Annotated in this window: 24 protein-coding genes; 5 read left to right on the plus strand and 19 right to left on the minus strand. The window is 36.3% G+C overall.

Annotated elements, in window-relative coordinates:
- Positions 1-46: 46 nt before the first annotated feature.
- Complete coding sequence (locus tag IGL48_RS11160) at positions 47-769, plus strand: MurR/RpiR family transcriptional regulator (RefSeq protein ID WP_002374063.1); 723 nt, start codon at positions 47-49, stop codon at positions 767-769.
- 92 nt (positions 770-861) lie between these two features.
- On the opposite strand, the gene IGL48_RS11165 is transcribed toward IGL48_RS11160, so the two are convergent.
- From IGL48_RS11165 to rpmG, 4 genes are all read right to left on the minus strand, one after another.
- Positions 862-1,749, minus strand: coding sequence for an alpha/beta hydrolase (locus IGL48_RS11165; RefSeq protein WP_002384071.1), 888 nt, complete (start codon positions 1,747-1,749; stop codon positions 862-864).
- A 110-nt stretch (positions 1,750-1,859) separates the two neighbouring features.
- Complete coding sequence (nusG, locus tag IGL48_RS11170; protein ID WP_002384070.1) at positions 1,860-2,405, minus strand: transcription termination/antitermination protein NusG; 546 nt, start codon at positions 2,403-2,405, stop codon at positions 1,860-1,862.
- 124 nt (positions 2,406-2,529) lie between these two features.
- Positions 2,530-2,700, minus strand: coding sequence for a preprotein translocase subunit SecE (secE, locus tag IGL48_RS11175; RefSeq protein WP_002356409.1), 171 nt, complete (start codon positions 2,698-2,700; stop codon positions 2,530-2,532).
- A gap of 20 nt (positions 2,701-2,720) precedes the next feature.
- Entirely contained in the window at positions 2,721-2,873 is a 153-nt protein-coding gene (gene rpmG / locus IGL48_RS11180) for a 50S ribosomal protein L33 (protein WP_002356408.1), read from the minus strand.
- A 285-nt stretch (positions 2,874-3,158) separates the two neighbouring features.
- On the opposite strand from rpmG, the gene cbpA reads away from it, so the two are divergent.
- Complete coding sequence (cbpA, locus tag IGL48_RS11185; protein ID WP_002365057.1) at positions 3,159-3,797, plus strand: cyclic di-AMP binding protein CbpA; 639 nt, start codon at positions 3,159-3,161, stop codon at positions 3,795-3,797.
- 147 nt (positions 3,798-3,944) lie between these two features.
- Here the strand turns inward: cbpA and IGL48_RS11190 are convergent, their stop codons facing one another.
- The 3 genes from IGL48_RS11190 to IGL48_RS11200 all read right to left on the minus strand — a co-directional run bounded on the left by IGL48_RS11190 (position 3,945) and on the right by IGL48_RS11200 (position 7,492).
- Positions 3,945-5,543 carry a glycosyltransferase family 39 protein gene (locus IGL48_RS11190; RefSeq protein ID WP_010824846.1) on the minus strand — a complete coding sequence of 533 codons (1,599 nt, stop codon included), beginning with the start codon at positions 5,541-5,543 and terminating at the stop codon, positions 3,945-3,947.
- 63 nt (positions 5,544-5,606) lie between these two features.
- Complete coding sequence (murB, locus tag IGL48_RS11195; protein ID WP_002387193.1) at positions 5,607-6,494, minus strand: UDP-N-acetylmuramate dehydrogenase; 888 nt, start codon at positions 6,492-6,494, stop codon at positions 5,607-5,609.
- Between the two features lie 86 nt (positions 6,495-6,580).
- Entirely contained in the window at positions 6,581-7,492 is a 912-nt protein-coding gene (locus IGL48_RS11200) for a Gfo/Idh/MocA family protein (RefSeq protein WP_010824847.1), read from the minus strand.
- A 206-nt stretch (positions 7,493-7,698) separates the two neighbouring features.
- Here IGL48_RS11200 and IGL48_RS11205 point away from each other — a divergent pair, with 206 nt between their 5' ends.
- The 3 genes from IGL48_RS11205 to IGL48_RS11215 all read left to right on the plus strand — a co-directional run bounded on the left by IGL48_RS11205 (position 7,699) and on the right by IGL48_RS11215 (position 9,732).
- A complete protein-coding gene (locus tag IGL48_RS11205; protein ID WP_010824848.1) occupies positions 7,699-8,454 on the plus strand; it encodes an exodeoxyribonuclease III in 756 nt (251 codons plus the stop codon).
- 33 nt (positions 8,455-8,487) lie between these two features.
- Positions 8,488-9,021, plus strand: coding sequence for a 3'-5' exonuclease (locus IGL48_RS11210; RefSeq protein WP_002356400.1), 534 nt, complete (start codon positions 8,488-8,490; stop codon positions 9,019-9,021).
- A gap of 120 nt (positions 9,022-9,141) precedes the next feature.
- Positions 9,142-9,732: a hypothetical protein gene (locus tag IGL48_RS11215; RefSeq protein WP_048949451.1), complete on the plus strand. Its 591-nt coding sequence runs from the start codon at positions 9,142-9,144 to the stop codon at positions 9,730-9,732.
- A gap of 100 nt (positions 9,733-9,832) precedes the next feature.
- On the opposite strand, the gene IGL48_RS11220 is transcribed toward IGL48_RS11215, so the two are convergent.
- From IGL48_RS11220 to IGL48_RS11275, 12 genes are all read right to left on the minus strand, one after another.
- Positions 9,833-11,515, minus strand: coding sequence for an FAD-dependent oxidoreductase (locus IGL48_RS11220; RefSeq protein ID WP_048949450.1), 1,683 nt, complete (start codon positions 11,513-11,515; stop codon positions 9,833-9,835).
- Between the two features lie 96 nt (positions 11,516-11,611).
- Positions 11,612-12,175 (minus strand): alkyl hydroperoxide reductase subunit C, encoded by a 564-nt coding sequence (gene ahpC, locus IGL48_RS11225; RefSeq protein ID WP_002356396.1) that lies wholly within the window; start codon positions 12,173-12,175, stop codon positions 11,612-11,614.
- A 240-nt stretch (positions 12,176-12,415) separates the two neighbouring features.
- Complete coding sequence (locus IGL48_RS11230) at positions 12,416-13,105, minus strand: O-methyltransferase (RefSeq protein WP_080120565.1); 690 nt, start codon at positions 13,103-13,105, stop codon at positions 12,416-12,418.
- A 613-nt stretch (positions 13,106-13,718) separates the two neighbouring features.
- Complete coding sequence (locus tag IGL48_RS11235) at positions 13,719-14,723, minus strand: lipoate--protein ligase (RefSeq protein ID WP_002368809.1); 1,005 nt, start codon at positions 14,721-14,723, stop codon at positions 13,719-13,721.
- Positions 14,724-14,755: 32 nt separating this feature from the next.
- Positions 14,756-15,496, minus strand: a complete 741-nt coding sequence (locus IGL48_RS11240; protein WP_048949449.1) for an MBL fold metallo-hydrolase — start codon at positions 15,494-15,496, stop codon at positions 14,756-14,758.
- A 145-nt stretch (positions 15,497-15,641) separates the two neighbouring features.
- Complete coding sequence (locus IGL48_RS11245) at positions 15,642-16,433, minus strand: DUF975 family protein (protein ID WP_010777893.1); 792 nt, start codon at positions 16,431-16,433, stop codon at positions 15,642-15,644.
- Between the two features lie 20 nt (positions 16,434-16,453).
- On the minus strand, positions 16,454-17,536 hold the full coding sequence (locus IGL48_RS11250; protein WP_002367214.1) for a M42 family metallopeptidase: 1,083 nt from the start codon (positions 17,534-17,536) through the stop codon (positions 16,454-16,456).
- Positions 17,537-17,748: 212 nt separating this feature from the next.
- On the minus strand, positions 17,749-19,023 hold the full coding sequence (dltD, locus tag IGL48_RS11255) for a D-alanyl-lipoteichoic acid biosynthesis protein DltD (protein ID WP_002379772.1): 1,275 nt from the start codon (positions 19,021-19,023) through the stop codon (positions 17,749-17,751).
- Positions 19,023-19,259, minus strand: a complete 237-nt coding sequence (dltC, locus tag IGL48_RS11260) for a D-alanine--poly(phosphoribitol) ligase subunit DltC (protein ID WP_002356389.1) — start codon at positions 19,257-19,259, stop codon at positions 19,023-19,025. The genes dltD and dltC overlap by 1 nt, the downstream gene beginning before the upstream one ends.
- A gap of 32 nt (positions 19,260-19,291) precedes the next feature.
- Complete coding sequence (gene dltB, locus IGL48_RS11265) at positions 19,292-20,497, minus strand: D-alanyl-lipoteichoic acid biosynthesis protein DltB (protein ID WP_002382500.1); 1,206 nt, start codon at positions 20,495-20,497, stop codon at positions 19,292-19,294.
- Positions 20,494-22,014, minus strand: a complete 1,521-nt coding sequence (gene dltA, locus IGL48_RS11270; RefSeq protein WP_002359445.1) for a D-alanine--poly(phosphoribitol) ligase subunit DltA — start codon at positions 22,012-22,014, stop codon at positions 20,494-20,496. The genes dltB and dltA overlap by 4 nt, the downstream gene beginning before the upstream one ends.
- Before the next feature lie 14 nt (positions 22,015-22,028).
- Positions 22,029-22,178 carry a teichoic acid D-Ala incorporation-associated protein DltX gene (locus IGL48_RS11275; protein WP_002356384.1) on the minus strand — a complete coding sequence of 50 codons (150 nt, stop codon included), beginning with the start codon at positions 22,176-22,178 and terminating at the stop codon, positions 22,029-22,031.
- Positions 22,179-22,275: the final 97 nt, after the last annotated feature.

The following is a 22,275-nucleotide window of genomic DNA, read 5'->3' on the forward strand; positions in this document are numbered from 1 at the left end:
CTTTTTCCCACAAAATTATTTATAATCTGATAAAGGAGGTTTGCTCATGAACTTAGATTACTTAAAAGAAACGTATCATTTAACGAAAACAGAAAGTCAGATTTTGTATTATTTGGATCAACAAAGTACGAACGCGGCCGATTTGAGTATTCGGGAAGTTGCCAAACACTGCTTTTCTTCGCCTAGTTCCATCATTCGTTTAGCCAAAAAATTAAATTTATCAGGTTATAATGAACTTATTTACAAATTAAAAGAAGCCCATTTTTCTCAGCCAATCCCTTTTGAAACAGCGCCTTCATTTGAAACAACCAACGAGTTTTGTCAACTGCTTGCCAAACACAAGAGTCATTTATTTGTTATTTTAGGTCATGACTTTTCACGACATTTGGCGGCTTACATTAGTGAAGTTTTCAATTTTCATGGCATCCCCAGTATCACAACAGCCTATACTCATTCGATAAATAGTCAAAATAATCAGAATTTTCTTTTTATCATTCTTTCACATTCTGGTGAAGAAAAATACCTAAAAGAAACAGCTCTGCTTGCGAAAGAGAAAAAACATCCTATCATTTCTTTTGTTGGCGCCAAAAATTCAACTCTTGGTCGACTGGCAGATCTCGTTTTTTCAACTGACTCTTACAGCCCGTTTTCAACAAGTGTCGCTCAGCCACAAATGTTTTTTGGCCAAACATTAATCACCTTTGAAGCCTTGATTTGTGCTTATTTAAATCATGAGGATTCCATTCCAATATCTCCTAAAAATAAATAATTTTATTTATTATAGCTGAAAAAAGCTATTTCGCTAGCCAAAGTATAGAAAAAGGCACATGTTCCATTTTTTATGGAACATGTGCCTTTTTGCTATTTTTTACTCGGCCATAGAAATTCGATTAGCAATTGATCTACTTCAGGATTTTCATGTAATTGACTATGTTGTGCATTTTCTCCTTTAATAATCTGGCTAGTGACTTGAGTTCCTCGCTGTCTTAGCAAGGCGTTGACTGCTAAGGCACTAGATAACGGTACCGTTCCATCACTTAAATCTGTTAGACTTAATTGACCACCAATTAATAAAATGGGCAGTTTTTCTGGAACAACATTAATCATCTCTTGATAATCCAAATAGCGGCTACTTTTTTCTGTGGGGCCGTTTTCTAGTTCCGTTTCGATGGTTTGCTGTTGACTCGTATCAATAAAATCATTGAAAGGTGCTCCAATGCTGACGAATTTTTCAATTTTAGGTAACGATGTATCTTGCCCATAAGTTCCTAAATAACGTAAACCACTAACACCACCCATAGAGTGCCCGACAATATTGGCTTTGTTCACTTGATAATTTTTTTGTAAATAGAGTAATGTGTTTTTTATCCATTCTGTTTGATTCCATTCATTGTTTTTATTATCTTCAAATAGAACTTGAACACTGGGATTCGTCGCTTTGCCACTTAAAGCTCCTCGCTCTTTAACCACGGTCCCATCAGGTTTAACGAGTAGCACTAATTCTTGAGTTGTGGCACCTTGTTTCTCCAAGCGATGCAGTAACGAGCCAAACGAATTTTTAGTTCCTGCGTAACCATGAAAAAAAAGCGTTGGTGTTGTTGTGCGGTTTAACTCAACAGTTGCTTCTTTTGTGGCGGCTTGGTTGTCATCCTTCGTAGTTGCCCCAATTTGGCAAGCACTTAATAATAGAATAAGACCCATTAGCAAAGAAAAATAACGATATTTTTGGGCATGTTTCATTTTTTTCATTCCTTTCTGCGATGAACTAAAAAAGGGCTTGGAAAAGAAGTCAGTTGACTGCTTTTCCAGACCCTACAATCTGTATCAATCAGCTGAACAATAGTTTGTCAGCTTGTTTATTAATCAATGTTATCGACTTGTTCAAAGTCTAATTCTGTACTTGTTTCACGACCAAACATATCGATGTTTACTTTTAATTTTTGTTTTTCTTCATCGATTTCTGTCACAACACCTTCAAGACCAGAAAAGGCACCTTCGATAATTTTCACTGTATCGCCTAGCGCTACTTCTAAGTCTGATTGACGGGTGCTCATGCCAATTGAACGTAAAATGTGGTTAATTTCTTCTTGTAATAAAGGAGCGGGTTTACTACCGGCACCATGTGAGCCTACAAAACCAGTTACGCCTGGCGTGTTACGAACAATATACCAAGAATCATCGGTCATAATCATTTCCACTAACACATAACCAGGGAAAGTTTTATGAACGATTTCTTTTTCTTTACCATTTTTGACTTCTTTTTCTGTTTCTTCTGGTACAACGACACGAAAAATATAATCGCCCATCCCCATGCTTTGTGCACGTGATTCAATGTTTGCTTTTACTTTATTTTCATAGCCTGAATAGGTGTGCAATACGTACCAATTTCTTTCAAAAGTTTCCATTACTGATTCGGCTCCTTTAAATGTTTTAGTTTATTTTTTTCGAGCAAATAAAAAAAGCTCAGTTTCCCGAAGCTTTTTCTCGAATACTATTATAGCACCCCTCGTCGGGAAATACTAGAATTAATTATTTTAAAATCCAGCCAAATGCCGTTTGGATAACAGTATCCATGATAAAGAACAATGCTGCAAATAAAATAGATGTTTCAATTACAACTAATGTATCTTTACGCAATTGTTTTTTTGTTGGCCAAGTTACTTGCTTCATCTCATCAGCAACGCTGCGGAAAAATTTCATGTTGATACCCTCCTCTAAATCTATTTCGTTTCTTTATGTAACGTGTATTGATTACAATATTTACAGAATTTATTGATTTCTAAGCGTTCGCCACGTTTACCTTCACTAACGGATTTAGAATAGTTGCGAGAGCCACAAACGGAACAAGCAAGAGCTGCTTTCTTTGTTGCCATGTTCTTCGACCTCCTCTATTCACAAATTTACTTCTTAACAGTACCATTATTCGAAAAAGTTGTCAAAGTTTAATTTACTTTTTAAAGAAGCACTGTGCCGATTCTTACGTAATTTTTTACCATTATCGCGAATACGTGCTTGATTTCTTTTATAAAATATCTGATTTTTCTTTATTTTCTATTTATTTTAACAAAGTTGCTTTTATTCTGAGGTCTCAGCTATTGTTTTCTGCTAAGTTATGATATGATAAATTTATTAAAAATGAACCCTTAGGAGGCCTGTTTATGTTATTAAAATCTGTAGTTATTAAAAAAGATAATTTAACAACCGTCAATGAATCTTGTACTCTAGAAGAAGCTCTTTCTATTTTAGAAGACTCAGGTTACCGTTGTGTCCCAATTTTAGACGAATCTGGAAAAATTTTCCGAGGAAATATCTATAAAATGCATATTTACCGCCATAAAGCAAACGGTGGCGATATGAGTTTACCTGTTACCTATTTGTTAAAAAATGCCACAAAATTTATTTATGTCAACACTTCATTTTTCAAGGTATTTTTTACTATTAAAGAACTACCTTACATTGCTGTTTTAGATGAAAATAATTATTTTTATGGTATTTTAACACACAGCACCTTATTAAATATTTTAGCGCAATCTTGGAATGTAAAACAAGGGAGCTATGTTTTAACGATTGCTTCAGTTGGTCAACAAGGCGACTTAGCAGCCATTTCAAAAATCATTGCCAAATATAGCAGCATCGCCAGCTGTATTACATTGGATGTTGATAGTGAAGAATTTGTTCGTCGCACACTTATTACTTTACCAGCCGGCACAACTGCCGAAACGTGTACAGCCATTGTAGAACATTTAGAGCGGAAAAACTTTAAAGTTGTAGAATTGGAAAATTTAGAAGACGAGTAAAATTTACGAATTACCGAACGAAAACTATTAGTAATATAAGTAAAAAACAACAATATAGTTCCTTTTATGGGAACTGTATCGTTGTTTTTTATTTTCTACTAAAATATCTCTATAATTTAGAGAACTGATGAATCTAAAATTGATTTTTTACAACTCATCAGTCCTTATTGGCAAAGAGCCTCTATAGTCCGTTGATGTAAATGATTTTTTTATTCCGTTTATAGAAACAATGTCATTAATTCGTGCCAAACCATTTGCCGATAAAAGATAGAAGAATGGTAAATACTGAATTAAATATCTAGATCGTCCACCTTCAAATAAAAGCAAATATAGTAATGCTCCTATAATCGTTAATTTTATTATTAATAGTGTACCTCCTTGAATGTCCTTAACAAAAAAAGATAACAACATTCCTAGTAAAACTACAATCCACAGTATTTGCATGACAAACCGAAGATTATTTGTACGTTTTCCTTGTTGATAGTAGGTATCTCTAAGCTTCGTTTGAAATTCACTTTTCGAAGGTTTTGTAGGATTTTGTGGTGTACCATCTCGTCCCCAACCAAAATCGCCACGATCAGTATTATTAAAATGTTTTACTAGAAGAAATTTAGTGTAACCTACCATCCCATAATCTTCCAACCGTTTCTTTATAGTTTCAGTTGTATATTTCTTTTTCTTTTCTAATGTAGGAAGGCTATTCACTTTTCTTGTATCTTTCTCACTATATCCTCCAGATCCAGTCAAACCCATCATTACAAAGTGCGTCCACGGTTTTTGCATCTCAGCATCATAATTAACGATTGTTTGCTGCTTCTGAAAAATTGAAAAACATCCCACAGTTATTATAAAGAAAAACATCGCTACAAAAAATGATAAAACATTTTTTTTATAAAGCTTTCCGGTAGTGAGTAATTTAATTCCCATAATAATAGTCCATGCTATTAAGAATACAATAGAGGAGGGCTTTAAAAGATAACAAATACCTAGAAGAATACCTATAAATATTAAATTCCATACGCCACTATTTTTTATCTCGATTTGTTTAGCATATAAAAGTAGCACAGCTGATATAACAGGAATCATTATTACATCAGTATATGGTACTAAAATCCATGGTGAAAACATCAATGAAAAAGAAGCCAAGTAGAAAGTTAAATATGCAACTTTTTTATTAAACAAATGCTTAGCTGCTTTAAATAAGATAACAAATCCTATATCCATAAAAATTATATTCCACAACTGCCAGACAAACCAAGACGATCCCCAAGTATGATTAAACAGATTCATCACCTTAGAAATTCCATACATCAAAAAAAAGAAAAAAGAATTATTAGGATTTATTGATAGGTAATTACTGATAACTTCTTTATTTTCAGGCAAAGCACTTACACCATTAAAAATAGCTGATACATCCCAACCAATAGGAGCGGAAATATTAGTTAAGATAAACACTTGTAAACAAAAGCCAAAAATAAAATAAATGCCTGTAATTAATCCTATATTTTCCACAAATATTTTTTTTACACCAAACAGATATTTATCAATCCACTTTTTAGCATGTTTACTAAAAAGAAGTACTACTATCGCAAGTATTGCTATTAACAGTATCAAAAAAAAATGGTTTGTAAGAGTACTGATTTTTAAGTTATCTGAGCGGAAAGCACCTATTAATGTTATCGAAATAAAAAATAAAAAAAGCCCATTTATGGCTGAAGGTAGCCATTTTTTATAAATAAAATTCATTATAATCTCCCTATGATCATAATACAAGTATACTTAATTTTCATTCGAAAAATTAAAGAGTCTTTAGACTTCTTCACCAATAATTCGAACTTCCGTTTGCAATTCAACATCAAATTTTTCTTTAATCACTTCTTGGATATGTGCAATTAATTCCACATAATCTGTTGCGGTTGCATGATCGATGTTAACAATAAATCCCGCATGCTTTTCGGAAATTTGAGCACCGCCCCATTTTAAGCCTTGTAAGCCAGCGTCTTGGATTAATTTCCCTGTAAAATGACCAACAGGGCGTTTAAAGACACTGCCACAAGAGGGATACTCTAGCGGTTGCTTCAGTTCACGAAGTTCCGTTAATTCATCCATTTGGGCTTTAATTTCTGCATGGTTTCCTTTTTCTAAAGCAAACGTTGCTTGCAAGACAATACAATGTAATTCTTGAATTTCACTATGACGATAACGGAAATTCAGGTCTTCTTTCGTCATGGTTTGGATAGTTCCATCTGCCAACAGCACTTCTGCAGATTGGAAAACATCTTTAATTTCCCCGCCGTATGCTCCAGCATTCATATAAACAGCACCACCGACACTTCCCGGAATGCCACAAGCAAATTCAAAACCAGTTAAATCAGCTGCTAAGGCTTCGTAGGTTGTATCAATCAGCTTGGCACCAGCATCCACAATCATGGTGGTACCGGCTACTTTGATTTCTTTCATTTCTGTTAGCATAATCACGACATCGCGAATACCGCCATCACGAACAATCAAGTTGCTAGCATTGCCTAATACTAACCATGAAAGTCCTTGTTCTCGGCAATACGCCACAATCTCTTCAACTTCTTTTTTTGTTTTGGGTAAGGCCAACACATCAGCTGGGCCGCCTGTTTTGGTAAAGGTTACGTTTTTTAATGGTTCATCTACTAATAAAGTAATTTCGTTTAATGTTTCTAACATAGCTTTAGTGTTCACGAAAGTTAGTCCTTTCTTTTCAAAATATCTGTCTTATTCTAGCATGATAGAAAGAAAGTTGCTAGTCCTCTTTAAAGAACATGCCGTTGTTGTTGGCGTAGCATTTCTTCACATAACGCATGACTTTCATAGACTTTTTCTTGCTTTAACTCTTGCTCTTGCGGTTTTTGAATGGCCTGAATGAAAGCAGTAACCATTTGGTAAAAACCTCTTTTTTCCAATGTTGGCGTCCAATCTCCCATCTCTTTTACTTGGTATTCTTCTGTTTGGATGGTCAAATGCGTTAAATTTTCCAAGCGATAAGTACCTGTGGGGCTGGTGACTTCAAAAGTTTCTGTATTGGCCCCAGAGTGTAAATCCATGGAACAAACAATCGTTGTCTGTTCGGTTTCTAATTGTAAAATTGCTCGTTTTAAATGACCGTTTTCTTCCACTAATTTTGACTGCACCACGTGGAGCGGTCCTTCCGCTAAATAAACTGCGGTATCAACGACATGTAAAAATAAATCATACATCATAAAACTTGTTTCTCTCGTTGTATTGATGCGGTTCTTTTTAATAAAAATTGTTTGTTTTTCAGGAATATTTTTCAATACTTCCGTATAGGGGGCAAAACGACGATTGAAGCCAACCATCAGGCGCAGATTTTTGGCTGCTGCCAATGCTTGTAATTCTTTGACTTCAGCAAGCTCTTCACTTAAAGGTTTGTCCACAAAGACGTGAATACCGGCCTGTAATAATTGGCGAACGACTGCACCATGCACTTTTGTGGCTACATGGACAAAACAAGCATCAATCTTTGCTTCAATCAATTCTTCTATGGTCCCAACGGTTTCTGTAAAGCCATACTGATCAGCGATTTTTTGTCGTGTTTCTGGGTTTCTAGTTGCTAATACAAACTCTGCCAAGTGGCGGCATTCACTATAAGTTGGCAAATACGCTTTTTGTGCAATGTTTCCTAAACCAATGACTCCAATTTTCATTCGTTTGTCCTCATTTCTGCTCTTTTTACTATTTTATCATAGACTACTTCTTTCCAAAAATCAGTCATTTTCTCTTTTTCTTTTCAAGTATTTAAAACTTCTTTAAAAAGTATTAGAATAGAAGAAAGCACCAAGCGACCTTTTCTTTGGTTCTGGTTTGCACTGAAACGAGCAAAAGCGTTTCTTATTTGAAAGGAGTTTCAACAATGAAATGTATTTCTTGGAATGTCAACGGCTTACGAGCGGTTGTTAAAAAGAATTTTATGGATGTTTTTAATGAATTAGATGCAGATTTTTTCTGTTTACAAGAAACAAAATTACAAGCTGGGCAAATTGATTTAGAACTTCCTGGCTATCATCAGTATTGGAATTACGCCGAAAAAAAAGGCTATTCTGGCACAGCAATTTTCGCTAAAGAAGAAGCGTTAAGTGTTCGCTATGGCTTAGGTATCGAGGCTCACGATCAAGAAGGCCGCGTGATCACTTTAGAATATCCAGAATTTTTCATGGTCACTTGCTACACACCAAACTCACAAGCTGAACTAAAGCGTTTAGCTTATCGAATGACATGGGAAGATGCGTTTCGTGCCTATTTAAACGAATTAAATCAAGAAAAACCCGTAATTCTTTGCGGTGATTTAAACGTAGCTCATCAAAAGATTGATTTAAAAAATTGGAAAACCAATCAAAAAAATGCGGGATTCACGTCTGAAGAACGGCAAAAATTTACTGAGTTGTTAGACAGTGGCTTCACTGATACATTCCGTTATTTTTATCCAGAAGCTGAAGGCATTTACTCATGGTGGAGTTATCGCTTTAACGCACGAAAAAATAACGCAGGTTGGCGGATTGACTATTTCGTTGTGTCAGAATCCTTGAATGAACGTTTAGTCAGTGCTAAAATCCATACAGATATTCTTGGTAGTGATCATTGTCCAGTGGAAGTTGTACTTGATTTTTAAGTGTTACTCAACGCGTTGAAAGGAGTTTTTTTAATGAACTTTTACGCTTTTGACTTTGAAACAGCTAGTTATGATAAACATAGTGCCTGTTCCATTGCAATTGTTAAAGTAGAAAATAGTCGGATTGTGGATGAATTTTACACGTTAATCAAACCAGAAACACCTTTTTTCTGGCGAAATACGCAAATTCACGGCATTCATGAATCAGATGTTGTCAATGCGCCCAAATTTCCTGAAGTATGGCAACAAATTCAGCATTGTTTTCAACCAAATCGGTTAGTGGTCGCTCACAATGCAAGTTTCGATTGTAGTGTTTTGGCTGGCTGTTTAGATTACTATGGCTTAGAACAACCTAATTACCTTTCTTTATGTACAGTCAAAACGAGTCGCAAACTGTTTCCTGAATTTCCTAATCATAAATTAAATACCGTTTGTGAAAACCTCAATATCACTTTAAATAATCATCATGATGCTTTAGAAGATAGCCGAGCTTGTGCCGAAATTCTTTTGCAGCAAGAACAACGATTTGGGGTTGAACCTTTAAAAAAATTAGTATTGGTGAAATAATCCAGTTCTTGTTTCCAGCGAAGGCGTTATCTCTTTCAGCAGCTAGTTGGCAGGAGATACCGTCTTTTCTTTTACATAACTTTTCCGCTAAACCAAAAATTTTTCAGAAAGGACGCGATGATGTATTCGATTCTTTACTTATTCACAGACTCTCTCAAAAATGCGTGGCGCTCAAAAAACCAATTTAGTACGTTGATTCTTATCTTTATTATTAGTTTTCTGACTTTTTCTGCTCTATTATTGACTTTGTTGTTTTCTCGATGGCTTTCACAAATGATTCTTCTTGATAATTATGCAGTGGTTCCTCCCTTGAAAATTTTCAGAGGTTTGGCTGGAATCAGCGCTGGAACCCTCTTTTTCTTCCTGATTAGTTATATTTGCCGAGCTTTCTTCCTAACTTTTTTAGAGCAAAAAAACGACTTACTGATCTTAGCTCTTTTAGGTACGACAAAATTACAAATTTTAATTAGCTATGCCTTACAACCCATCTATTATTTGATTTTTATTTTGCCTTTAGCTGCTTTTCTAGCCAATAAGCTCATTCAACAGTTTATCCATGATTTTTTCAGCGAGGTACCTGGTTTAATGCATATCGATAGCTACATGCAAGATGTCTTTTTACCACTAACAGGAAGCCTGTTGTTCATTTGCTGTTGTGTCTTTTTAATTCTTTTTAGGAAACTCAATCGCTTAATCAAAAAAGGTACTTGACTAACTATGCGAAAAAAGTGAGAAATACGTCATCTCGACGTATTTCTCACTTTTTTGAATGACTTAGGTTCTTTAGGTTAATTACTTTTTTCCGCCTCTTTTAAGCCAAGGCTTCAATAATTTCGGTCATTGTTTTTGAACCAAAAATCATTTGTTCGCCATCAATTAGCATTGCTGGAACGCTCATAATTTTCTTTTCTTTTTTCAACTCTGGAAATAGACTAATGTCCACCATTTCTGCTTCTACATGAGGATTAATTGATGCAATCCGTTGGCAAGCCGCCACGACATCGGGACAGAAATGACATGTTAGTGAAACAAAGATTTCTATTTTTCTTTTTGGCAATGCAAGTATGTTCTTTTGCAGACTTGCTTCTAACGGCTGCCCCTCGCTGCCGACATTATAAACCGCCAAAACCAACGAGTTTACTTCATGGCCACTAGGAATACCACTAAATTTAATTCCTGTATAGTTTCCTGCCGTATCTAAGAGCACAACGCTAGGCATTTTTTCAATCCCATACAGCAATTCTTTGGCTGGCTCAGTATCTTTCAAAATCGTTTCTAAAGTAATCTTCTGATCCAGACTTGCAAATTCTGTTAAGAATGACTGAAGTTCCAATGATTTTTCATCACTTGCATCCAAAAACTGAAGCAATGTCACTTTTTTGGTTAGTTTAGCGAAAATACCGCTTAATTGTTGGCGCATACTTTCTGGGAACCAATGATGCTTACCAGTAACTTTCGCTGGCTGTTTTTCTTTTGGTTGCTGACTGTTTGTTTCAGGGGCAGATTGATTAGCTAATCGTTCAGTCATTCGCTTCGTTACAATCGGTTGGCCCGCCTGTGTTTTTTGTTCTGTCACGTAACGTTGCGCATGAGTGGCGGCAATTGCACCGTCTGCAACCGCCGTCACAATTTGACGTAATTCTTTTATTCGTAAATCTCCTGCTGCATAAACTCCTGGAATATTGGTTTCCATATTTTCAGTTGTTGGCACATACCCACGGTCTAAGGCAATTTTTCCTTCAAAAATTTCTGTACTTGGTTTATTTCCAGCAAAAACAAACAGGCCAAATGTACTGTCTTTTGGCGCTTCATAAACCGTTTCTTCTCCCGTCTGGTTATTGACAAACACAGCTTTCCGGACAAAATCATCGCCCATAATTTCTTTCACTTCTGTGTTATAAACAATCTTAATTTTCGGGTGATTTTTAGCCGCCTCCGCAGTTAATTTTGCACATGTAAAATCAGGTTCTCGGATAATCATCGTTACTGATTTACCGTAACGTGTCAAATAAACGGCCTCTTCCGCTGCTGCATAACCGCCACCAATCACAAAAATATCTAGGCCTTGGAAAAACTCCCCATCACAAGTAGAACAATAGGCCACGCCGCGTCCTGTAAATTCACTTTCACCAGGGAAACCAATTTTACGAGCAGAAGCTCCTGTCGCAATCAATACTGCATATGCTTGGTAGGTTTGACTCGCCGATTGAACAGTTTTTATCGTTTGACTAAAATCAACATCAATAATCTCGTCTTTTGTAAAAGCTACACCGAAGTCTTGTGCTTGAATGCGCATTTCTTCCATTAGTTCTGGACCTGTTGTGTGACGAATCGCTGGATAGTTCACAATTTCAGAAGTCGTCGTTACTTGTCCACCAATTTTGTCTTTTTCAATAATTAAGGTATCCATCATTGCGCGACCTGCATAGATACCTGCAGATAAAGCAGCTGAGCCGCCACCAATAATAATCAAATCGTAGATTTCTTCTGTCACTTGCTTCTCCTCTTTCTTCTGTGTTTCAGAAAAAGAGCTGAACAAAACATTTTCTCTGTTTTATCCAACTCTTTGACCTCTATTTACAAAGCGAATTTAAATTTTACCAACTAAATCTAAGCTTGGCGCAATTGTTTCTTCTCCTGGTTGCCAATTGGCTGGACAAACTTTATCACCATGTTCTGCTACAAATTGAGAAGCTTCTAATTTACGAACAAGTTCTTCAGCATTACGACCAATACCCATGTCGTTGATTTCATAAGATTTGATCTCACCTTCTGGACTCACAATAAATGAAGCACGGTAAGCCATTCCAGAAGCTTCATCTAAAACGCCAAAGAAACGAGCAAGTTGACCGTTGGGATCGGCTAACATTGGATATTTAATTTTTCCAATCGTTTCTGTAGCATCAGCCCATGCTTTATGCACATAATGACTATCTTCTGAAACAGAGTAAACCTCACAATTTAATTCCTGTAAATGCGCATAATGCTCTTGCATATCCCCTAATTCCGTAGGACACACGAAAGAAAAATCAGCTGGATAAAAGAAGAAAATACTCCATTTTCCTAAAATATCTTCTGTTGATACTCGTGTAAATTCACCATCGTGATAGGCATCACATTCAAAGTCAAAAAGTTTTTGATTAATTAAATTCATTGTCGTTCCTCCTCTGTTTTTTTACTCTTTAAGGATAACAGTTTATAATTATTCCGTCAATATAATAATTATAAACAAACGAGGTTTTATTAACGCATAATACTGTCCTATTGAGAATTTTCTGATTATCATTCTCAATTAGAAATAGCGAGATAACTTTTTAAATAACATAAAAAAGAAAGCGAATCATTAAAAGAACTTGCTTTTTAATGATTCGCTTTCTTTTTGTGAAGACATTCTTTAACTATCTAAAATAATCGTTTCTTTCTCTTTGGTAATTAAAATAACTCCATCACCAAGAGGAACTAAAGTAGAAGTTAAATCAGGGTGAGCCATGACTACATCTAAAAATTGGTTTAATTTACGATGAATCGCTCGATTTTTTTTCGGTACTTCCTCAGCAGGGTCTAAAATTGTCCCAGCTTGAAATACATCATCCACCATTAAAACGCCGCCAACTGGTAGCAACCGTAAACATTCAGGTAAAAATTCAATGTATTTTGATTTGGCACTATCCATAAAAATAAAGTCATAAGGTCCTTCCAACGTTGGTAGAATCTCAGCTGCTTGTCCTTCTAAAAGAGTGACCTTTTCTTCTAAGTCCAGGCGTTGGTAAGTTTTCTTCGCTTTTTTTATCATTACGTCAAAACGATCAATCGTGGTCACGTGACCATCTTCACCGACAAATTGGGCCATCAAGCTTGAAGAAAAACCAATTGCTGCCCCGATTTCTAAAATATTTTTGGGCTTTAGTTGTCCTAGCAAAAATTGTAGAAAAACTACTGTTTCGTGTGGAATAATCGGCACCCCTGCTTCATTGGCTTCCGCCTCCACTTCCCCTAATTCTCCGGGAAGTTTCTTTTGTTTTGTACGCATATACTCAACCAATTCTGGTTTAACGACTGGTCGATGCATCATTTCGTTTCTCATCACTTTCGCTCCTTTTCGTCCCTTTATTATACGAAGTCCTTGTTCCTCTGTAAAGGATTGAAATAGGATTCTTATTATTTGTTTGAAAATAACATGCACATTCTTAACTTCCTAGCTAAGTGTGGATTACTTCTTGTAAGCACATTTTTTCTTTGTTTCTGCTATTTTTTATTAAGTTTTATTCAGAAAACGTCAAAAAGTAGCCCTCAAGAACATACCTATTGATTTTTTCTCGTTATTTCTTATAAAAATACTTCTACATATGTTAATATTTTCCCTTAAATCACTATTAATTCTTGCTATTTCAAGCCCCAAAACAAGCCTATAACCTTGCCAAAATAAGAAACGTCAAATTTTACTACTTTGTCTGTAAAAATTTGATATCACAAAAGAAAGGAAATCTTGTATACTCTTTACAGATAGTGATTTATAGTGAAGCACATAACCAAATTCCCGGACTTGACTTGGTTCAAGTACATATGCAGGCGAGCTATTTGATAGTTCCCTGATAAAAATCGTTTCGACGATTTTGCACATAGCACTACCTTTCTAAAAGCTAAACATTATTTTTTAGCTAGAAAAAAGACAACCGTTTGAAACGGCTGTCTTTTTTTTAATAAATTAACCCAAGCAAATCTTCTTTTTCGATATTGCCAAAGTATTTTTTAACGTCAATTTGATCAATGGCTTCTTCTAAAGAAGCTTTATCATATTTCACGCCGGTTAAAATATCTTCAACATCTTTAATTTCACCAAGCCCAAAGAAGTCCCCAAAGATTTTAATTTCTTGAATGGCACCATCCGCCACATTCATTTTCATTTCAATTGAACCAATTGGAAAACGATGGCGACGTTCTAAGTTAAATGCAGGTGATTTACCATAATTCCAATCCCAATTGCGATAGTATTGCTCTGAAATTTTGTTAATAGCCGCCCAGTCTTGATCAGTTAATTCATACGTTTTAACTTGGTCGATCGAATCTACGCCGAAAATTTTCAAAAGAATTTCTTGGCGGAATTCTTCCGTTGTCATCTCTTGTTTATCTTCAGATAAAAATGGTTTAATGTTTGTTACCCGTGAACGAACAGACTTGATACCTTTAGATTCGATTTTATCTTTCCGTACTTTCAATGTATTTACAACTTCATCAATATCACTATCAAACATTAAGGTTCCATGTGCAAACATGCGGCCGTTGGTAGCGTACATCGCATTTCCTGAAAACTTCATATCATTAATCACTAGGTCATTGCGCCCTTTTAATTCGGCACCTTCAACGCCTAAGTCCTGCAATGCTTGGATAATTGGTTGGGTAACTTTTGCGAAATCACGGAAAGAGTTGCCGTCATCTGGCATAATAAAACTAAAATTCAAATTACCATGATCATGATAAACGGCGCCGCCGCCACTTAAGCGACGAACAACATGAATGCCGTGCTCATCTACATATTCTTTGTTAATTTCTTCAATTGTATTTTGGTTACGGCCAATAATGATTGACGGCTCGTTAATGTAAAATAAAAGAATGGGCTCATCTAAAGGCATTTCTGTTAACAAATATGTTTCAATTGCTAAGTTCACTCGTGGGTCATTATTTTCATTCGGTACAAAAATCACAATCGGTTCTCTCCCTTGGTATAGTTACTTTTTTAAATCTCAACTGTTAAATCTGGTTGGGCTAATGTCACTGGAATTTCCGTTCCAGCATAGTTTTGCGCTTCTTCCCGTAGTTGTTCCAATAACCCATGTTGTGGTAAATGGGTCAACATCAATTGTTTGACTTGTGCTGCTTTGGCAATTTCACCCGCTTCTCTTGACGTAAAGTGTGCATGATGTCGTTCATTACCTTCAAATAAGTACGTATCCGCTAAGAATAAATCAGCGTCTTTTGCAAAGTCTTCAAAACTTGCTAAGTAACCAGAGTCTCCTGTAAAGACAAAGACTTTGCCAGTCGCTTTTTCAACAATCCGCATCGCGTAACAAGTGACAGGATGAATCGTTTCCATGAAAGTAATTAAAAATGGTCCTACTGCCAACTCTTCTGCTTCAAAATACTCTTTCCCTTCGGAAACGTTAGGAAGCGTTAGTTCTTTGAAATGCATTTGATCTTGTGTATGGCCATATATTGGCAAAATAGGCGTCGGTTCCAGCGTTGGATAAAGCTGACGATAATATTGTAAAACACCTAAATCTGCGATATGGTCATGATGGTAATGCGACAGAATGACAGCATCTAATTTCAATGGATCTAGATAGTTTTCTAAACGCACTAATGTCGTACTGCCTGCATCAATAAGCAAATGAAAGCCTTCAGATTCTAACAAATAGGAACTCGTTCCTTCTCCTTTGTATGGATAAGCACCTAAACAGCCTAAGACAGTCAATTTCATGTGTGGACAACCTCCTTCAATACGATACTTCCATGTTACCATAAAATAACGGAAAAACGAGGTTAAAACGCTTAAATTTTCACAAAAAGACCAAAGAAAAAACCTGAACCCTTTGTCGAGATAACGAAGGATTCAAGCTTCTTTTTTATTCTTCGGCTAAACCTTTTTCTTCTAAGGCAGTTTGATAAAAACTAGCTAACGCTACATAGTTATAAGGAATCACCCATAATAGACCGATACCAATAGCTAAAAAGCCCACAATATACCAACCAATAAAAGAAAATTGTAAACATAAATATTGCCAAAAACGATTTTTCATTAAATATAACGCCTGTTTCAACGCCATCATAATTGGCAGTTCTGGATTATCAAAACGTAGCCACACAGCAAATTGAAAAACGCCACTCACAAATAAACCAATTAAAAAGATCAAGATAGTGGCAACACCAAACGCTAGGAAAAAGGAAAAATCATTTAAGAAAAAGGCTTGGATTTCCTCTGGTGTAACTGTATTAAACATCAATTTGAAATACAAGGTTGTCCCTGCCCCAAATAAAATTGGTAACAAAAATAACAAACCAATTACACGTTCAAGTACTTTTTGAAGTAGGTTGACCACAAATAGCGGACCATAATATTTTCCTTGAAAAACACTCATTAAAATATTGACCCGCACCTTTTCACCACGCAACACCTTCAAGGCTGCGTAATATAGCGCATAACTTAACGCGAATAAAACAAAAATTTGCAGTAATACTGCGGCAAAACTACTTTGAAAAACTTGATTTTCACCAGAAAATAAATTTTGCACAATCGATGTTAAGAAGCTCTGTAAAACCACTCCTAAGAAAGTTAACCAAGCCATGATCCCCCATTGCCCATCAAGAGCTCTGCGAGCATTGGTACGATGTTGCGAATTTGTTACTAAACTTTTCATTCATTCCATCCTTTCTGAAACTAATAACTAGTCAATTTAGCGACTGTTTCTTTATCTAGACGTTTCACCACTTCTGTGACTAATTTGACTGTGTTGAAATAATCATCTTCATGAATAACTGAGGTATGTGAATGCAGATATCTAACAGGCACCGTGATGGCTAATGATGGAATCCCGTTGCGCGTTAAATGCATGCGGCCAGCATCCGTACCTCCCCCTGTAATCACTGTATATTGGAAGGGAATGTTATTTTCTTCCGCCACTTGAATAACAAAATCACGTAATTTTTTATGCGGAATCATTGATGCATCATAAATCAAAATTTGTGGCCCTTCACCTAAAACAGAGTCGGCTTCTTTAGGTGTCATTCCTGGTGTGTCACCAGCTGTTCCTGTGTCTAAAGCAAACGCTATGTCTGGATTCACAAGATGCGTACTTGTTTGCGCACCGCGTAGCCCCACTTCTTCTTGCACATCACTGCCTGCAAATAAAATATTGGGGTGCCCTTCTGTCGCTAAATTTTCTAAAACTTTTAATGAAACGGCCGTACCAATTCGGTTATCCCACGCTTTTGCCAATAAAAATTTTGTATCATTCATGCGACGATAGTCAATATATGGTGTCACCATATCCCCTGGATGAATCCCCCATTCTGCAACTTGTTGATCGCTACTTGCACCAATATCAATAAACATATCTGCAATCTCATAGGGTTTGTTACGAACTTCCGCTGTTAACACATGCGGTGGTTTAGACCCAATGACACCATGGTAAACCTTACCAGTCGTAGTTTTAATCTGAACTTGTTGGGCCAACATCACTTGCCCCCACCAACCACCAACGGTTTGAAATTTTAAAAAGCCTTTTTCTGTGATTTGGGTAACCATGAAACCGACTTCATCCATATGCCCAGAAATGTAGACTTTTGGTCCTTCTTTATCACCAACATTTTTTGCAATAATACTGCCAAGGCCATCATATAAAAATTTATCCGCATACGGTGCTGCATACTTTTTAAATAACGAACGTACTTCGTCTTCATTCCCAGCAATCCCTTTAGCACTTGTTAAATCAATTAACATTTTTTCTTCTTTTGCATCCATAAAAATAACTCCCCTCAAAAACCAATTTTATCCATTATACCACGAACTAAAAAAATACTTACAAAAAATAAATTGAGCAACGTTCTCCACTAAAAATAAACGAAAAAACAGCCTGCACGCTCGTTATTCAACGGCAGGTACAGGCTATTTTCATTGTTACGAAGCGTTTCTAGTCCGCTTCAGATAATTGGTACTTGATCCATCTTGCCTTCTTAAAATTGAGGTAAGACCAATGGATTTTGTTGTTGCCAATCTGTCTGATAAAAACGATCATCAATTTGATACGCTAACTTTTTAGACGCAGATTGTTTCATAAATTCATCTACTTGACGATCAACAGCAAGCCAACCACGCCAACCTAAATGAATCGTGTCCGCCATAAAGTAGCGTTCATTACTACATGTTGAGAAGTCAGCAATGTTAGTAAACCCTTGCTCTTGAAGTTGATATTTCAGCTTGCGTGCTACTTGTTGCAACATATCTTGTGACAAGCCCGTATAGTCCGACCAACGTTTGTTAACAGGTGGGATTACAAATAAAACATCGACATTTTTTTCTGCTAACTGTTCTAACGCAGCTTGGAAATCACCATATTCTGGAGAAAAACGATAATCCCATTTCTTTTGTGAATGAGCTAATTTCGGTAAAACTGGTTTAATCCGTTGGCGATAAAAACCGTTACTAATTTCAAATTTATTATTATTAATGGCTTTTGCCGCAATTTTTCCAGCTAGCTGATCTAATTCATTAAAATTATAAGTAGCAGGTAATTGTTTCATATCTTTTTCAACAATTGGTTCTCTGCTAACCATGCCAATTTGGCTAAACAATTCATCTTCACGATTCAAGAAACGGAGATTCATTATAAAATAATCTCGTTGAGAGCGTTGGGGAAGTTGCCCTGCCTGCAGATTTGCCAAAGTTTCCATTAAGACTTTGTCTTTTTGAACAACTGGAAATTTGGTCAAACGTTGTGCTAGATATTGGTCACCGCTGGTTAATTCGGTTAAATTAGCTAACCATTGATAGGTTTGTAATTGTGAATAGTGTGCACCAAAACTATCATTAGGTACACCCTTTTTGACAAACCATTGCGGAGATAAAATAAAGACCGCTTTCTTATTGGCAATCGCATCGCCCATCGAATGAATGACCATTGCTTGGGTTAATGACTGTGTGCCCGCTTCTCCTAGTAAAAACGGTCGATAGTTCCGTTGATACTTTTCAGAGAGCACACTAGGGTGGAAAGCACTAAATCGACTTAATTCAGAAGAGCCAAAAAAAGGAACATATTTACCAGAAGCCACTGCTTTGTTTTTAATCACATTGCCTTTTAAAACGTTCGGTGCCATTGACGTTGATGCTTCCTTCAACGTTTTTTCGGAAGTTAAATTGATTCTGAACGGTGCAAAAAAGAACACTGCAACCAAGACCGCTGAACAAAGCACTGGACCTAAGATTCTGATTAGTCGTTTTTTTCTAGACATTATTGTAAAGCTTCCACTTGTTGAATGATTTGTTTTGGTGTTCCCCATACTTCACGGTCAAAGTCTGATACAGGAACTTGGATTCCTAATTGTCCTTCAATTTCTACTAATAATTGAACCGTCGCTAAAGAGTCCAATAATCCTTCTTCAAATAATTGAATGTCTTGATTGTTCACAACTTCGTCTGTTCCTGTAATATCTTCTAAAATGTTTAATACTGTTTCTTGAATGTTCATTATAAATTGCCCCTTTATATTTTTATTTTTATTTATTTAAACCATAGTTTGTCTAAAAATCCTGAGAAAATCAGGAAGCTGACACAAACCGCTTGGAAAGTTAAAAAGACTGCAAATGCATGTGTAAATTTGTTTGATGGTATCTTGTCTTTATGTTTTTTCTTAAAACGTAGCCAAGCATCTGTTACACAAATTAGTGTTGCATGGTAGAGCCCATAAGCGATGTAGAACCACGTTAATCCATGCCAAATGCCCATGATTAAGAACAACGCAAAGTAACCAATATTAGAAGTCACGATCCGACTTTTAAAGACTTTCTTTTTCATTAAGAAAAACATTAAGCGCATGTAAATGTAATCACGGAACCAAAAAGATAAGGTCATGTGCCAACGATTCCAGAATTCTTTAATATTCCAACTTAGAAACGGTTTGTTAAAGTTCATTGGTGTATCATAGCCCATTAAATAACTTGTGCCAACGGCCAGTAAACTATAGCCTGCGAAATCAAAGAATAGATACAAACTGTAATTATACATATAGCCGACTGTCCACCAGGATAAACCACCTTGTGCCAAGGCCATTTTTTCCACATGTGGTAAAAAGACACCACCAAGATAATGACTGATAATAAACTTATATAAAAATCCTAGAAATAAATAGAAAATTCCTTTTTCTAAAAAGTCTAAATATTTCTCCGCACTCGGCGGGTTTTTCAAATCTTTTTCAAAGCGCCGATAACGATCGATGGGTCCTGAAGAAATAGTCGGGAAAAACAAGAGAAACTGAATGTAACGAAACGGATGATATTCTTTCATTACGCCATCCCGTAAATCCATGACCACTTGGACCGCTTTAAAGGTTAAATAAGAAATCCCTAAAAAGCCAAGTAAGGTTGTTTTGCCTGTCATGAAGGGAGAAACTTTCACCCAAACAAGCGGTAATATAGCTAAAAAGACAGCCAGATAAAAGACCCAACCTGCATTTTTATTTTTTCGATAAGCCGCATAGCCCCACGTTAGTAACGTCTGATAAATAACATATACAATCAGAGCGACTCCTTGTTGCCAAAATTCGCCACCAAAACTGATATATAGAAAGACCAGTGTCACGAGTGTTTGGTACCAAGGCCAACGTGTCCCTTTAATGGCTAAAGTTAAAATCATTGGCAACAGAGCCGCAATTAGCAGAACAAAGTAATACGGTGCATTATAGGGAATCATATGAGGAAAATTCATCATGTGGCATTCACCTCATTCATCAACCCTTTCCGATCAATTTTGCCATTACTTGTCAAAGGTAATTGTTCAACATATACAAATTTTTGCGGAATCATATAGTCCATTGTCAACGTGGCTAATTCTTGTTTAATTGCCTTAGTTAATTGAAAATCACTTGAAAATTCATGTGCTTGCGGAACGACATAGGCAATTAATTGTTGGACTTTATTTCCTTGATATTTCGGCACAACGACTGCTTGTTTCACGTAGGAAACATTCGTTAAGTGATGATCCACTTCTTCTAACTCAATGCGGTAGCCATGCAATTTAATTTGAAAATCTAAGCGTCCCTCATACTGCAATAGGTTATCGACTAACTTTCCAGCATCGCCTGTGCGATAAGCTGGTACGCCATCTAATTGGAAAAAAGCTTCAGCTGTTTTCGCAGGATTATTTAGATATCCTTTGGAAACACTTGGTCCAGCAATGACGATTTCACCAATTTCACCTGCAGGTAATTTTGACATGCCTTCCATAATATAAATTTGCGTATCCTCTTTCACATACCCAATTGGTAAACGTTGGACACTTTTTAAAACTTCTTGAGTGATTTCAATGGCACTAATCGCTACAGTCGCTTCTGTCGGCCCATACGTATTATAAATATGCGCAGTTGGGAAACGAGCGGCTAATTTCTCAGCCGTTGGTTTTGGTAATTCTTCTCCGCAGAATAAAAACGTGCGCAGTGCTGGTAGATGTTCACCATCGAAGCTTGGTTCCATTAGACACAATTCAATAAAGGACGGTGTTGAAACCCAGACGTCGATTGTTAATTGTGGCAAACGCGTAAATAATTGTTTAAAATCGTTAATGATTTCATTGGGTAACGGAGTTAATGAGCCACCTAACGCCAATGCGGGATAAATAGACATCACCGATAAATCAAACGAATAAGGTGCCTGTGCTAAAAAGCGGGCCCCTTCTTCTAAACCAAAATCTTGCAACAACCAATTCGTAAAGCTAACTAAATTATCATGGCTGATTTGCACACCCTTTGGTACGCCAGTTGTCCCTGAAGTGAAAATGATATAGTAATTACTTGCTCCTGTGACAGGTATTAACGCAGGCGCATGCCGAGGTGCATGCATCATCATTTCTGTTAATTCTTCCGCCGTAATTACTGGCACTTCGGTGGCTAACTCAGGCCATTCATGCACAGCAATCACTGCGGTTGGTTTGGCTACGTTTAGAATTAGTTCAATGCGTTCTTTTGGTGTATGTGCATCAATGGGGATATAGCTAAAACCAGCTTTCGATGCGCCTAGAAAACTCACAATCATTTCAAAATCTAATTCTCCGTATACGACAATCGCTGACTTGTCCGTTTTCAGCTCAGCTAAATAAGCGGCTAGATTGTCTGACTTTTCTTTTAACTCTCCATACGTAGAGACTTTTTCTTCGGTTAAATAAACAGGACGTTGGGGTTCTTTACGTGCCCATTCATCAATCGTTTGAATCATATTAATTACTTTTTCCATATATAGCCGCCTCCTTAAAACTCGTTATAAATGAAGGTTCCTCCATTGATATTCTTGTAATGATAAAGATAAATTAATGCAATGACAATGAAAGAATAAAATAACGTTTTACCGATGAATTTAAGACTTTCGTTATTGAGAATTTTCTGAAAAGTTGTTTTCATTATCATTCACCTCCTAAGGTTAATCGCTATCCATTATTTTATGCTATATTTCAGCAAAGTCCATTGAAATTTCTTACAATTTAATAAAAAAACTAAC

Origin of the sequence: Enterococcus sp. DIV1090 (assembly GCF_050537975.1) — a bacterium.
Classification (GTDB): domain Bacteria; phylum Bacillota; class Bacilli; order Lactobacillales; family Enterococcaceae; genus Enterococcus; species Enterococcus faecalis.